This is a genomic window from Parapedobacter koreensis, assembly GCF_900109365.1.
Taxonomy (GTDB): Bacteria; Bacteroidota; Bacteroidia; order Sphingobacteriales; family Sphingobacteriaceae; genus Parapedobacter; species Parapedobacter koreensis.
In genome coordinates this window covers 216,213-229,776 of sequence record NZ_FNZR01000009.1, presented here as the reverse complement: position 1 = coordinate 229,776, position 13,564 = coordinate 216,213, and the positions used below count along the sequence as shown (strand labels likewise).

The window sequence follows — 13,564 nt, the reverse complement described above, 5'->3', positions numbered from 1 at the left end:
GAACAGTGGTGGGAGTTAATGCCCACCTTCTTCCACTTCCTTTGCGCTTTCCTCTACTTTCTTAGCGAGGTCAGCCTTGAAATTAAGTAAGTTTTGTGCGATTTGCTTGTCAGACACCGCTAAAATCTGAGCAGCAAGGATGCCGGCATTCTTGGCTGCGTTAAGGGCCACGGTGGCCACAGGGATACCGTTAGGCATCTGCAGGATGGATAGCACCGAATCCCAGCCATCAATAGAGTTTGACGACTTCACGGGCACACCGATGACAGGAAGGTGCGTAATGGAAGCTACCATGCCCGGCAGGTGGGCAGCGCCACCAGCGCCAGCAATAATGACCTTCAGACCCCGCGATGCGGCGCTTTTGGCATAGTCAAACATGCGGTCGGGTGTGCGGTGTGCCGATACGATGGTCACCTCTGCATGGGCCCCCAGTAGTTTTAATACTTCCACTGCGTCTATCATCACGGGCAAATCCGATTTACTGCCCATGATAATACCTACTTCGGGCATAGTTGATTTCATTGTCATCACGTAATCACTTTAATGGTCTGTTGCACCTTTCTTGCCGTGTTGATGGCCATCTCGCGATCTTCATTGACCACGCATACATGACCCATCTTGCGAAAAGGTTTGGTGAATTTCTTGCCATACAGGTGCAAATATACACCTTCCAGAGCTAAAATTTCTTCGATGCCTTCATAACGGGCCAGTCCTTCGTGGCCCGCTTCGCCCAGCAGGTTGACCATTACGGCGTTGCTGCGTGCGGCGGTATCACCCGGAGGAAGGTTAAAAATGGCGCGCAGGTGCTGTGCAAACTGTGATGTAAAGTTGCCTTCAATGCTTTGATGCCCGCTGTTATGGGGCCGTGGAGCGAGCTCGTTTACCAAGAGCTGGCCATCTTTGGTGAGAAATAGTTCTACGGCCAGCAGTCCCACGATTTGTAGGTCTTCGGCTATCTTCTTGGCCAATAGCTCTGCCCGTTGCTGGATCTCGAAGGGTAGCGAAGACGGGGAGATAAGAAATTCCACCAAGTTGGCCTCCGGATTGAATTCCATTTCCACGCAAGGAAAAGTAGCCACATCGCCATCGTCATTGCGCGATACGATAACAGCCAATTCCTTTTCAAAATCGATCCATTGCTCGATGAGACTAGGGGCTTCAAAGGCTGTTTCGATGTCCGCTTCGCTGATGATTTTTTTTACACCGCGGCCATCGTAGCCATCCTTACGCAGCTTTTGGATATAAGGTAGTGGGATAGCAGTGTTTGCCAAGTTTTCCTTGTTTGAGATCAGCTGGAAAGGGGCGGTAGGGATGTTGTTTTGCTTGAAAAACTGTTTCTGCAACCCTTTATCTTGGATGAGCCGGATGATGCGTGACTGTGGATATACCGTCACTCCTTCCTCTTCCAGCTTTTCGAGTGCATCGACGTTGACTTTTTCGATCTCGATGGTCACCATGTCAAGGCCCTTACCAAAGGCATATACCGTATCAAAATCATCTAATGCACCATGGACAAAACGGTTGCAAAGGTTACGACATGGTGCATTCTTGTCGGGGTCGAGAATATGGATGTTTACATTGAAATTGATGGCTTCTTGAATAAGCATGCGGCCCAGTTGCCCGCCGCCAAGGATACCTAATTGTAGTTCGCCATAAAAATCTTTTGCCATAAACAAGGTCGAATAATTGCTAAAGGTTATGCTTGTGCCGATTGTAATTTGTCGGCTACGATATGTTCATCCGCTATCTTTTTCTGTAATTCCAGGAAAGCTCCGATAAGCGCCTCAGGCCGGGGCGGACAACCCTGCACGTAAATATCCACGGGGATGATGCGATCGACTCCTTTGACGACGTGGTAGCCGTGCTGCCAATAAGGGCCGCCACAGTTGGCACATGAGCCCATTGAGATGACGTACTTCGGATCAGGCATTTGTTCATACAATCGCCGTATGCGGTCGGCCATCTTGAAGGTGACCGTACCGGCAATAATCATGACATCCGATTGCCGGGGCGAAGGCCGGGGAAACACACCAAAGCGATCCAAATCATAGGTCGCGGCCATGGCACCCATCATTTCAATGGCACAGCAGGCAATACCGAAACTCATTGGCCACATAGACGACAGCCGTGCCCAGTTGAGCAGATCGTCCAGTTTGGCAACGACTACGCCATTACGTTCCAGTTGTTTGTTGATACTCATGATGATGGGGTCGCCCCAGGTTTTCTAAATAAAGGTTTGAAAGCAGGTTTCTTTACCTCGGTGCTTATCTCCGAGCCGCTGTGCTTGTCAGCTGTTTGGGGTGCCATCTCGAATGGTCGTACACGATAAGATTCGCGATTGAGTCTATCGTATGCCGATTGGGGAATGTTGACATTGACCCGAGGCAGCACAGTACGTGGTTTCACCCATTCGAGGTCGCCTTTTCGCCATACATATACCAATCCGATAATCAAGATGCCCACAAAGACGGCCATTTCCGCTAAGGTAAACCAACCCCAGCGTGCATCGGCGCCTATTAATTCAGGGCGGCCAAAAATCGTTGCCCATGGAAAGATGAACACCAGCTCCACATCAAACAGTAAAAACACCAATGCAATCACATAAAATCGGGAATTGAATGGTATCCATGAGCTACCCACAGCTTCTTCACCGCATTCATAAGTGCTCAGCTTTTCGGGAGTCGGTTTTTTGGGAGAAATGAGCTTACCCAGCAATAAGGTAAATAGCACCAATAGGATACCCATTACTCCGATAAGGAGTATTTTGCCAAATTCGGTTATTTGTGCCGGGTTATCACGCCAGTAGTCGGACACATCCATGGCTCAAAGATAACGAAATTATTAATTTCTCGGATAGTCTACATCATCTCCATTTTTTCTCTAAATTGCAGTCACTAACTAACCTCGGTATGAAAAGATATATTTGGCTGTGCATGCTGTATGCCGCATACTTATTATGCCCAAGTTTCAACTGTTTTGCGCAGCGGAGAGATGGCAAAGTGGGTGTAAGTATCGTATTAAAGCCAGTCCAGATGATTTATATCGGTGGTAAGTCAGCTGATAGCCCGTTGCTTACTGACGGTTCAAAGAAGGAGGATGATCGAAGGGAACTGATTCAGGTCTTTGGTACCTCCGTGTTTGAAATCACAATGACTAAGCTTGATCCCCCATCTTATATGCCTTATTCCAATCTGGAAAGCAGCAAGATCCTGACGAGAAGACGAACAATCTCGCCACGCCCCTTATATTTATATAGTATTCAAGTGAAATAACCATAAGTCTATAAGAGCCCCTCATTGTACATCATCGATGTGGTCGTTGGTACTATGGCATTTATTTTGCCTTGACGTTAACAAACGATCAAACAATATGGCAGAAATTGACTTTGGAATCTATCAAGTAGAAAAATTATATCAACATCTTCCTACCATGTATGAGCCATCACGGCAAAATATTTATATGGTCATTCTTTCAGGCCCTGGGGGTGCTAAACACCACGTTGGTGGAAAAGAAATCGATTTGCCACCACATACCTTATTATATGTTGGGCCCGACCGGCTTTCCTGTTTTGACAAGCGATTGACTATAGGAACTTATGTGCTCCTGTTTTCAGAAAAGTTCTATAATCGGTCACAACGGGATACTTTTTTTCTCCAGCATTTGCATCTATTCCATGATTTCGATCAGGCTTATTACGGTGAACTACCGGAGGAAGGATTGCAGTATAGTAAGGTTATTGTTTTTCTTTTGTACGCCGCACGAAACAACTTTGCCGGACTGCGAAAAGATCTTGCCCACAATTTGGTAGAACAGATTTTGATATTGGGTTCTATGTATTTTAAATCCATTAACATCGTTGATTTTAAGGAAGGACAGGATAATTTTCTGGTAACACAATATAAATTGCTTATTTCCAAACATTTTACTGCCGAAAAATCGGTTCACTTCTATGCTGATAAAATGAACATCACTGAACGTCGGCTGCACCATGCCGTTGAACATGTAATCGGTATGGGAGCGAAGGACTTGATAATTGCACATGTCATGCGTGAGGCCAAATGGCAGCTTATCCATTCTCCATTAACCGTCAAGGAAATAAGCCTGCAACTCGGCTTCAGCGGAGAACAAAATTTCAGTACGTTTTTCCTCAATCATGAAGGCATGAGGCCCACGGAGTTTCGAAAACTGAGCCACTACTGACGCCGTTGTCGGATTTTTCCTACATAAATGTCGCAACATATATTTTAAGTGCGCTTTTTGATATTTTTTAGATGGTACGACACTCCTACCTTTGTATTGTTAATTTCATAGTAAGAAATAACAATAGTTTGAAGGATAAAAAAATGTTAATTAAAATGGAAAGCGTAATTAAAAAGAAAGGAAGAACGGTATTAATAAGTACAATGTTGGTGGCAGCAGGCCTGCTCGTCAGCACAGCGGATGCACAGACAACAGGTGCATCAGGCAACCAGATAGGCCCAGTAGGTGATGGTAGCCCCGCTCAAGTTGCATTGAATGTAATATTGAAACCGGTAAGAACATTGACAGTGAGCCATGACCAAATCAATTTGGTATACGAAACGGCAAACGACTACGAAAATGGTGTAAGTTATACGACGACCGGTGGCCATCTGCATGTCACAAATATCGGCGGAGGATACAAGCTCTTTGTTAAATCGTCAACGCCAAATTTGCTTGGTGAGAATGGCAACCAAAATACGATTGACGGTAGTACGGTCACGATAACAGGCTTAGCCCAATCCGGTGTCTATGCATATTCACGGAAAATCAATGATATCAATGGCGGAACAAATGGCGCTGAATTGTTTCATCACAGTGAAAATGCAAATGTTGTGGATAAGGCCTATGACGTAGAGTACAAAGCCGCTGGGGATAACGCATATATGAACAAATTATTCAACGGGCAACAAACAAAATACACAGTAAACGTTGTATATACAATAGTCAGCGAATAGTGCCTGCTGAGATATCTGAGAATCTTTGGGGTTGTATCTGATCAAGGATGCAACCCCTTTGCTACCTGAAAAACATGATGTGCTATGAACAAAATACGGTATCTTATACTCATTTTTACTACAAACTCATGGTACCTGTTGGCTGAAGGTCAAACAGGGATTTCTATCAGTCCGCCACGCGTTTATTATGTCATCGGACCAGGGCAAAGCCAAACGGAAAAAGTGCTGGTGGCAAATCCCAGCAAGGACTACACATTGGATCTGGCTGTGACATTTGAAGATTGGGAATACGATTCCTATGGCAATAATGTGATGTATGAACCGGGCAAGCTACCGACATCCTGCGCAGCGTGGCTTACCGTACCGGAAGCATATTTTTCTTTGGCACCCGGTGAAAGCAAAGAAATCGATGTACAAATGACTGTGCCTGCGGCTAATCAAGATGTCGCCGTACCAGTGCATACGGCTGTCCTGTATGTGACCCAACTCAATCCGCGGGAAGGGGTTGACCACGAAGGTGCGAATATCCGGATAGCGGTGCGGACAGGTATCAAATTATATCAACGACAGCCGGGCAAATATAACCCGGTGCTGGAGATCACCAATTTCAGGTATGAGAAGAAAGAAGCGGCCAGTCTGGTACTGCATTTTGATAATATTGGAGATGTTTGGGGAGACGGTCGAATTAGTCTGGAGTTGCTTAACCAATCTACGGGAACTAAGCGGATATTGCCAGATGTGCTGTTTTATTCGATGCCGGGAGACAAACGGCAACACTATTTGGAGTTGCCTGCCGATTTGGAAGTGGGGCATTACATCGCGACGGCTATCATCAATTATGGTGATGCAAACACGGTAAAAATTGCAGAGCTTGAATTTTCCCATGAAATTTAGTCCATTAGTCTGGATGGTGCTGATGGTGTTTTTTCAGTCGGCGAATACCGCAAATGCTCAATTGCGGTTCAATGTATACAGTGGCGGTTATTTCAATATTACGGAGTACTCGGGCTATATGACACCGGAAGGAAGCCATCAATTTCACATCCAATATGCCGGCCAGCAGATCAACGAGGAAAATTGGTCTATTAGCGCGCGTATAAATGGCCCTATCCGGCCGATGTCCGGTGAAAATATGTCGGGGTTGCCCTTCCCCGCGGATCGAATCCGTTTCCGGTTTACACACGATGACGGCAATCCGCCTACATTGGCCGAAATCGGTGTCAGTACGTCCTTTATCCCATTTAATGCCATCGGTGAGACGATAATTATTCCCAAATCCAAAGCGCCAATTGCTTACCAAAGCCAGTATGGTGGAAGCATGCAGTTTCATCTTTATTTTAGCATGCAGGTCGTTGGCGGAACTTATCTTGATCAATTCAAAAACCGGATGCCGTATCAGATTATCGTGTACACCGTGCCGGTGACCTTCACGCTGTATGACCATAAAGGGGTGGTTTTGGGGTATCAAGATGTGCAGTACAGTATCCAGGTAAACCAGTCCCTTTCGGGTACCCCACCTGCAGAACCAGCTTATAGTATCGAAATACTTGGGGATGCGCACGACAGCCGCCTGGAATTTGGTAACATAAATAACTATGTTGAGGGAGTCACAGCGACCTATATAGATGCGCTTAAAATCAATGCCAATACAGGGTATACCATCACTGTGAAGGCCATAGCGTCGGCAATGACCGCCGTTTCAGACGGGCAGGCTACGATGCCGGTTTCGGTAATCTACGTCCGGCTTCAGCCCGGCAGTACTTCGGTGCCGAATGGCAATTATGAGGAGATTGCCCTGTCAAATAATTATCAACCACTGTTTACGACAGCTGACAAACGTGAAGGACCGCAATTCTTTAACATTACTTACCGGACGGCAGGTAATGATGAGCGGCTGTTAAATGCCCGCTCAGGAGTATATGCCACGACATTGCTGTATCAATTAGTGCCTCAATAAAGCCGATAAGCATGCGGGGTAATGGTTACATCATGGTATGGCTTGTTTGACAATAAGTTGGGCCGGATCTACAAGACCGGCAGTGGCACAGCAATCGGTAGTGCCGGCTCGCCAAAATGATTACGCATTGGTGATAGACTCGTTGCTGCCCGCGGAAAATGGGGATATTGTCGGATTGACGGGAGGCCTATCCAACGTGACTACAGACACCGTAAAGGGGAGGTTGGAAATCTCGGTTCCATCATCAATAGTGATTTTGGGCAATCTGTCCCCCAACGTCACCATAGCGCCTAAGGGAAAACAATTTTTGCCTGTCAAGTTTCAAGTAGGCGCAGATGCTGCTGCTGGCCGCCATACGATCACCATTCGGTGGATTGGGCTAGACAACAGCGTGTTGGCCAGCGCACAGACCACACTGGAAATCCAACCCAAAAGAGCAGTGTTGTTGCAGGCGCTGAATCCGAATGAACTCATGCATCGTCAAGGCGACTCACTGGTCATCCATTTAACGCTCCGTAATGCTGGGAATCAACCAGAACAAGTTAAGGTAATCGTATCCATGCCTGATCAGTATGGTGGGCGGCGTTTTGCCGAGCGCCAATTGAAATTGATGGCCGCGGATGATACGACAGTGGTTTTTGGCTATATCATTGATCGGACGATGATAAGCCTTGAACGTTTCACCGTAAACGTAGCAGGCATGTATAGTGATGGGGAGTTATTTGGCAATGCATCCATATATGTGCAGAATGCTTCCTCACATAGGCAGTATAAAGATCCGAATCGATCGGCAAATAGGTCGGTCTATCAGCCCAACCGGATTGTCTTCATGGCCCGCAATCTTTTTCAGGACAATCAATCCTGGCAGCTAAACGGCAGCGGAAGTTATCAGCTTACAAGGGGAAAGCTTGATTTCAGTACGTTTGCTTACCAGTGGGGAGGGTGGGGAAATCGGCCGGTTCTGAACAACACATGGATTAATTATGAATATAAAAATAAGGGAATCACAATTGGCAATATAGCAGAAAATCTCGAAACATATGTCAACGGAAGGGGTATTAAAGTTTACGTTGCCGATTCGCTGAAATCCAAATACATCGAAGTCGGTGTGGTAGATCGCACTTTTGACCTGTTGGGATCCGACTACCGAACGGATTTTGGAAATGGATTTACGGCCTATTTCCGCACACGGCTCGGAGAGGGTATACCTGAACGAAAGCGATATACCGGCACAGCTATCTATGAGCGCCTGCCTGCAGAAAATAGCGAGAGTATACTCTATATGAACTCATTTGATCTGGTCGGCCAAGGGCTTAAAGACAAAATACAGTTGATTGCCGATCTCGGGCCTGCGATAATATGGCCTTTGTATCGCAGCGGTGGGCCTGTCGATACGTATCAACCCGCATTGGCATCGGGGCTTCAACTGAATGCCAATATCGCTGGTTATACGTTAAACAGCGTCAACTACTATAGCACCGGTTACTATCCGGGGATCCGCAGGGGTGCCCTGCAACTCAATCAGCGGGTGAGCCGTCGGATAAACCGTGCAAATGCATGGATAGGGTACAGCCTTTACCGGTATACGCCGAAGTATTTTGAAGTACAACCGCGTTATCGCACCAACGTTCTGGTATCCCGGGTAGAAGCAGGGGCTTCCTTTCCGCTTACGGATTTTTTGAGCCTTTCAGTAACTCCGTTTCATGAATTTGAAAAAGGTGCGTACGCTTTTGGTACCCTTGCCAATACGCCATTATTGTATGCCCGATCTTACCGTCTCAATGGTACACTCAATTGGAGAAGCCGCCATTATCAGCACGCCGCATACCTTACGATGGAAAGCGGAATGATGCAGTCTGCATGGATTGAGGGCTACCGTTGGCAAATGCGGGCCAATTTATCTTATAACTACGCGTGGTTTCATGCCAATGCTAATATTCAGCGTGGTAATTTTTCATTAATCGAAGCGGCCAACAACTGGTATTTTGGTCGCTCAAACGCTTATCGTGTCGGCGCGTCAGCGGCTGTGCGTAAAGATTTGATGCGAAAACGAATCCAGGCGGAAGCCGGATTGAGCTATTATAAAGATAGCTTCTCCGGCGAAAACTGGACAGGCAACGGGAGGGTACAATATGCGGTAAACAACAAAACGGCATTCTTCCTGGTGGGCCAGGTGTACCGATACAGCACCGCTTATTATCCTGGTTTTTTCAACACAAACTTCCAATTGGGCATCCAGCAGGCGCTGCCAGAAAATCGTGGCCGTGAAGGACAGAAACGGGGTAATATCAGTATCTTTGTTTATTACGATAACGACACCGATGGGCGCTATAATGAGGGAGACGTTCCTGCCCAGAATGTGACGGTATTGATAAATAATACCATCTTTATCACAGGCAATAACGGACGGATTGCTTATGATCGTGTCCCTTACGGGGCACAGCACGTTAGTGTCCCTGTACAACACGGATGGTATGCCCCGGTGACTTCCCTGCAGCTTTCGGCCAGGCAGGTCAGTGCCACCCTTGCATTACAACAAGCGGGCACAGTGACGGGGCACGTAAAATATGTATTTGATGAGCGTATCAGCTACGAGGCAAATACGGTGCTCGGTGGATTTACTATTACCGCAAAAAATACGGCAACGGGCCAAACCACCCGCGCGGTGACGGATAGCCAGGGGAATTATGTGTTATTTTTGCCTGCTGGGAGCTATGAGTTCAGCATGCTGGACAATAAAATGCCCCAGTATGTGTCTGCTGAATTGCCTGTTCAACAGGCTGAGGTAAAGGCCGGAGAAATTAATTCAGGGCCACTGTTCATCCTGAAAGTGGAGGAGAAGAAAGTCGAAGTCAAGCGGTTTTCGTCGCCTTGATCAACTGCTCAGTATATATCACTGTATAAATTCTTGTAGGACTTTGTTAGCCCCAATCGGGCTAAAGCCGAATTTTATGCAAGCTATGTTTATGAGTTCTGCAAACAAGCCAGATCCGTACATATCGGGCACGTCAGTTTCCCGGTAAATTTGCACTAACTTTTTTACTTCTTCACTGTTTAAATAGTCCAAAACTTGTTGAGCTTCTTCCTTGGTAGTGATTTTCCGTTGCTTAGCAAGCCCATGCCAGTAAGGTTCACTGAAATAGGTGAGAAAAAATTTGTCACCTAAACTTTCAATCGGAAATTCGTAATGCCCCAGTTCTTCCTTAGTGAGATTTCCCTGAATAGGTAAATAACCTATTTTATCGTCGGATATATGTTTTATTGCTAATATTAAGAAGCGATTCGCTGGAAAAGGATCGGTTGTCAAGGGTATGGAATCAAGGTGTTCCAGCTTTAGCAAGGTGAGATTGTCTGCGTCTGTCGTGGCGATGATTCGGTAGCGATTCTTGGGCTCATCATCAATTGCAATTAATAATTCCGGGTCGATGGCTATGATATTGCCATGCCATTGATACAGTGTATCATTTCGCTGACTAATTTTAGCAACCTCCCCGTCTGAAATAATGAAAGAATAAGCCTGTTCCAATACTTGGTTAGGCTGGCTGAAAGCAATGGAAGGAAAGAAGAAAGCGAAAAACAATAAATTTTTCATGATTCGATTCCATACTAAGCATGTGATTATCGCATGAGGTTTTTTTCAAACAGTACCATTTATTTACCTACCCATAGGCATTTTGGGCATGCCGCGCATCATGCGGGCCATGGCTGCGGGGTTGGACATCTGCTTCATCACCTTGCGCATGTCGTTGAATTGTTTCATCAGTTTATTCACTTCCACCAAGTCCGTACCTGATCCTTTAGCGATGCGCGCACGGCGCTTCTGGTCGATGATATCCGGGTTTTCCCGCTCGTAGGGTGTCATGGAGTTGATGATAGCTTCAATAGGTTTGAACGCATCATCGTCGATATCCACATCTTTGAGCGCCTTACCTACACCGGGAATCATGCCCATGAGGTCTTTCATGTTGCCCATCTTTTTGATTTGCTGGATTTGGCTGATGAAGTCGTTGAAATCAAACTTGTTTTTGCGGATTTTGCGGTGCAGTTCAGCAGCTTGCTTCTCATCAAATTGTTGCTGGGCACGTTCCACGAGGGAGACGACGTCGCCCATTCCCAGGATACGTGAGGCCATCCGATCCGGATGAAATACGTCAAGCGCATCCATTTTCTCACCGGTACCGATAAATTTGATGGGCTTATTGACCACCGATTTGATGGAGAGAGCCGCACCGCCGCGGGTATCGCCATCGAGCTTGGTGAGCACTGCTCCGGTGAAATCTAGTCGATCGTTGAAGGCCTTAGCCGTATTTACCGCATCCTGACCGGTCATGGCATCCACGACAAAAAGGATCTCATGAGGCTGGGTAGCTTCCTTCACGGCTGATATTTCGTTCATCAGCGCCTCATCAATAGCCAAGCGTCCGGCAGTGTCCACGATGACCAAATTGTAGCCCTTTTGCTTGGCTTCGGCCACACCGGCCTTGGCGATTCCGATCGGATCCGTTGATTCCCTGTCGGCATATACTGGTACATCCACCTGTTGGCCCAGTACCTGCAATTGGTCAATGGCCGCTGGGCGGTATACGTCGCCGGCTACCAGTAATGGCTTCCGACCTTTTTTCTCTTTGAGGTATTTCGCCAGTTTGCCCGAAAACGTGGTTTTACCCGCACCGTTGAGCCCGGCAATGAGGATGACCGTAGGGTTTTTGGATAAGTCCAATTCGGTAGCCGAGCCGCCCATCAGTGTGGTCAGCTCGTCGTTCATGATTTTGGTGAGCAACTGTCCCGGCGATATGCTGGTAAGCACGTTCTGGCCGAGCGCTTTCTGCTTTACCTCGTCCGTGAATGCCTTGGCGGTCTTGTAATTCACGTCAGCATCCAGCAACGCCTTGCGGATTTCCTTCATGGTCTCCGCTACGTTGATTTCGGTAATATTACCCTGGCCTTTTAATACTTTAAAGGCCCTGTCTAACTTATCTTGTAGATTCTGAAACATCGTCAGTTGCTATATAAAAGATGAACGAAATGCAAAGGTACAAAATCTGTCATAAAAAAGCCCGCCCCGAAACGCTCGGAGCGGACCCACCTAAACTTAAACTATGAAAATTAATCTCTTCTCCCCAACAGCATACTGGCGTAATAAAGCAGGGTGACCAAAGATGATAATGCAGCAACTACATATGTCATAGCAGCCCACCATAAGGCGTCTTTGGCACCGTCGTGTTCCACACTGCTGTGCGTAATGCTCTTGTTGTCCAACCAAGCTAATGCACGCTTGGAAGCATCAAATTCCACGGGCAGGGTCACAAAGCTGAACAGCGTTGTGATGGCTAATGCCGCTACACCGATAGCCAATACCCAAAGGTTGCCTGAAAAGGCCATAAACACACCAATCATCAATACCCAAGTTACAAGCTTGGAAGCGACGTTTACCGCAGGCACCATCGCCGATCGGAATTGCAGCCACGAATAAGCCTTGGCATGTTGGACAGCGTGCCCGCATTCGTGAGCGGCCACCGCCGCGGCCGCAATGCTGCGTCCACTATACACTTCCGGACTCAGATTCACTGTTTTATTCGCTGGGTTATAGTGGTCGCTGAGCTGGCCTTGTGCTGAAATAATCTGTACATCATAGATGCCATGGTCATGCAACATCTTTTCGGCGACATCCCGTCCCGTCATTCCGCTACTTAGCGGCATTTCGGAGTAATGCTTGAATTTACTTCTGAAACGCCATTGCACAATCATGCTGACCAACATGATCCCGATAAAAATAATCCAATATCCTGCCATCATAATTTATTTTTCACTGTTTGTTTTTTCCTAAATAATTATCGTGTTGATTATTACAAAAAGCATACCGAGCATCTTCTACTGACGATGTGGCTGCACCGATTCCACGAATATAACAAATCAGACGAAGCCCTGCAAATTCGTCTGGTTATCCTGATGCTTTGGTGACAATGTTGCAGGGTGGATTTGTGAACAAAAAAAACCACCCATTTGTTTAGGGTGGCTCTTGAATTTTATTTGGAGATACACGACTACACCGTCATAATATCTTTTTCCTTCGCCTCCGCGAGTTTATCCACGTCGGCGATGTATTTGTCGGTCAGTTTCTGTACTTCGGCTTCTCCGGCCTTGATTTCATCTTCTGAGACACCTTCACTTTTCAGTTTTTTAATGCCGTCGTTGGCTTCCTTGCGGAGATTACGTACTGCTACACGGCCTTTTTCGGCCTCTTCCTTCACTTTCCTTACCAAATCACGACGACGTTCCTCCGTCAGGGGTGGGATGTTGAGCCGGATGACGATCCCATCATTTTGGGGAGTAAGCCCAATATTGGCATCCAGAATAGCCTTTTCGATGGTAGATAACAGGTTTTTTTCCCAAGGCTGGATCACCAATGTGCGCGCATCGGGCGTATTGATGTTGCTCACCTGTGCGAGCGGTGTGGCAGCACCATAGTAGTCTACATAAATACCGTCAAGCATGGAAGGCATCGCCTTGCCTGCCCGGATCTTAGTGAGTTCGGATTCGGTATGTGCCACGGCCTTTTTCATTTGCTCGGCACTGTCGTCCAATTGTAAGGATATCAATTCGTCCATGGTAATTCGCGTTTATTGGTTTT

General features: G+C 46.8%; 14 protein-coding genes. 6 read left to right on the top strand and 8 right to left on the bottom strand.

The window, feature by feature from the left end; translation table 11 throughout:
- Positions 1–15: 15 nt before the first annotated feature.
- Genes purE through BMW65_RS19630 form a run of 4 tightly spaced genes read right to left on the bottom strand, consistent with a single transcriptional unit; the run spans position 16 to position 2,820 of the window.
- Positions 16–522, bottom strand: coding sequence for a 5-(carboxyamino)imidazole ribonucleotide mutase (purE, locus tag BMW65_RS19645; protein ID WP_394332227.1), 507 nt, complete (start codon positions 520–522; stop codon positions 16–18).
- Between the two features lie 5 nt (positions 523–527).
- On the bottom strand, positions 528–1,670 hold the full coding sequence (locus BMW65_RS19640; protein WP_090608081.1) for a 5-(carboxyamino)imidazole ribonucleotide synthase: 1,143 nt from the start codon (positions 1,668–1,670) through the stop codon (positions 528–530).
- A 26-nt stretch (positions 1,671–1,696) separates the two neighbouring features.
- Positions 1,697–2,200, bottom strand: coding sequence for an NADH-quinone oxidoreductase subunit B (locus tag BMW65_RS19635; protein ID WP_090608079.1), 504 nt, complete (start codon positions 2,198–2,200; stop codon positions 1,697–1,699).
- Positions 2,197–2,820 carry an NADH-quinone oxidoreductase subunit A gene (locus BMW65_RS19630; protein ID WP_090608077.1) on the bottom strand — a complete coding sequence of 208 codons (624 nt, stop codon included), beginning with the start codon at positions 2,818–2,820 and terminating at the stop codon, positions 2,197–2,199. The genes BMW65_RS19635 and BMW65_RS19630 overlap by 4 nt, the downstream gene beginning before the upstream one ends.
- An 89-nt stretch (positions 2,821–2,909) precedes the next feature.
- On the opposite strand from BMW65_RS19630, the gene BMW65_RS19625 reads away from it, so the two are divergent.
- The 6 genes from BMW65_RS19625 (at position 2,910) to BMW65_RS19600 (ending at position 9,808) form a co-directional block, all read left to right on the top strand.
- Entirely contained in the window at positions 2,910–3,272 is a 363-nt protein-coding gene (locus BMW65_RS19625) for a hypothetical protein (protein ID WP_090608075.1), read from the top strand.
- A gap of 97 nt (positions 3,273–3,369) precedes the next feature.
- Positions 3,370–4,200 carry an AraC family transcriptional regulator gene (locus tag BMW65_RS19620; RefSeq protein ID WP_177181227.1) on the top strand — a complete coding sequence of 277 codons (831 nt, stop codon included), beginning with the start codon at positions 3,370–3,372 and terminating at the stop codon, positions 4,198–4,200.
- A gap of 155 nt (positions 4,201–4,355) precedes the next feature.
- Positions 4,356–4,976, top strand: a complete 621-nt coding sequence (locus tag BMW65_RS19615) for a hypothetical protein (RefSeq protein ID WP_143053941.1) — start codon at positions 4,356–4,358, stop codon at positions 4,974–4,976.
- Between the two features lie 84 nt (positions 4,977–5,060).
- Positions 5,061–5,870 (top strand): fimbrial biogenesis chaperone, encoded by an 810-nt coding sequence (locus BMW65_RS19610; protein WP_090608069.1) that lies wholly within the window; start codon positions 5,061–5,063, stop codon positions 5,868–5,870.
- Positions 5,860–6,933: a hypothetical protein gene (locus tag BMW65_RS19605; protein ID WP_143053940.1), complete on the top strand. Its 1,074-nt coding sequence runs from the start codon at positions 5,860–5,862 to the stop codon at positions 6,931–6,933. Before BMW65_RS19610 ends, BMW65_RS19605 begins: the two co-directional genes overlap by 11 nt.
- A gap of 82 nt (positions 6,934–7,015) precedes the next feature.
- Complete coding sequence (locus tag BMW65_RS19600) at positions 7,016–9,808, top strand: carboxypeptidase-like regulatory domain-containing protein (RefSeq protein ID WP_090608065.1); 2,793 nt, start codon at positions 7,016–7,018, stop codon at positions 9,806–9,808.
- Positions 9,809–9,826: 18 nt separating this feature from the next.
- Here the strand turns inward: BMW65_RS19600 and BMW65_RS19595 are convergent, their stop codons facing one another.
- The 4 genes from BMW65_RS19595 to frr form a co-directional block, all read right to left on the bottom strand.
- Positions 9,827–10,525, bottom strand: a complete 699-nt coding sequence (locus BMW65_RS19595; RefSeq protein WP_090608063.1) for a hypothetical protein — start codon at positions 10,523–10,525, stop codon at positions 9,827–9,829.
- Between the two features lie 63 nt (positions 10,526–10,588).
- Positions 10,589–11,929 carry a signal recognition particle protein gene (gene ffh, locus BMW65_RS19590; protein WP_090608061.1) on the bottom strand — a complete coding sequence of 447 codons (1,341 nt, stop codon included), beginning with the start codon at positions 11,927–11,929 and terminating at the stop codon, positions 10,589–10,591.
- 110 nt (positions 11,930–12,039) lie between these two features.
- Positions 12,040–12,726, bottom strand: coding sequence for a zinc metallopeptidase (locus BMW65_RS19585; RefSeq protein ID WP_090608171.1), 687 nt, complete (start codon positions 12,724–12,726; stop codon positions 12,040–12,042).
- A gap of 251 nt (positions 12,727–12,977) precedes the next feature.
- A complete protein-coding gene (frr, locus tag BMW65_RS19580) occupies positions 12,978–13,541 on the bottom strand; it encodes a ribosome recycling factor (protein ID WP_090608059.1) in 564 nt (187 codons plus the stop codon).
- Positions 13,542–13,564: the final 23 nt, after the last annotated feature.

Excerpts from the sequence above, each read along its gene's own strand:
- purE (WP_394332227.1), bottom strand. The coding sequence starts at position 522 with ATGAAATCAACTATGCCCGAAGTAGGTATTATCATGGGCAGTAAATCG.
- BMW65_RS19640 (WP_090608081.1), bottom strand. The coding sequence starts at position 1,670 with ATGGCAAAAGATTTTTATGGCGAACTACAATTAGGTATCCTTGGCGGC.
- BMW65_RS19635 (WP_090608079.1), bottom strand. The coding sequence starts at position 2,200 with ATGAGTATCAACAAACAACTGGAACGTAATGGCGTAGTCGTTGCCAAA.
- BMW65_RS19630 (WP_090608077.1), bottom strand. The coding sequence starts at position 2,820 with ATGGATGTGTCCGACTACTGGCGTGATAACCCGGCACAAATAACCGAA.
- BMW65_RS19625 (WP_090608075.1), top strand. The coding sequence starts at position 2,910 with ATGAAAAGATATATTTGGCTGTGCATGCTGTATGCCGCATACTTATTA.
- BMW65_RS19620 (WP_177181227.1), top strand. The coding sequence starts at position 3,370 with ATGGCAGAAATTGACTTTGGAATCTATCAAGTAGAAAAATTATATCAA.
- BMW65_RS19615 (WP_143053941.1), top strand. The coding sequence starts at position 4,356 with ATGGAAAGCGTAATTAAAAAGAAAGGAAGAACGGTATTAATAAGTACA.
- BMW65_RS19610 (WP_090608069.1), top strand. The coding sequence starts at position 5,061 with ATGAACAAAATACGGTATCTTATACTCATTTTTACTACAAACTCATGG.
- BMW65_RS19605 (WP_143053940.1), top strand. The coding sequence starts at position 5,860 with ATGAAATTTAGTCCATTAGTCTGGATGGTGCTGATGGTGTTTTTTCAG.
- BMW65_RS19595 (WP_090608063.1), bottom strand. The coding sequence starts at position 10,525 with ATGAAAAATTTATTGTTTTTCGCTTTCTTCTTTCCTTCCATTGCTTTC.
- ffh (WP_090608061.1), bottom strand. The coding sequence starts at position 11,929 with ATGTTTCAGAATCTACAAGATAAGTTAGACAGGGCCTTTAAAGTATTA.
- BMW65_RS19585 (WP_090608171.1), bottom strand. The coding sequence starts at position 12,726 with ATGGCAGGATATTGGATTATTTTTATCGGGATCATGTTGGTCAGCATG.
- frr (WP_090608059.1), bottom strand. The coding sequence starts at position 13,541 with ATGGACGAATTGATATCCTTACAATTGGACGACAGTGCCGAGCAAATG.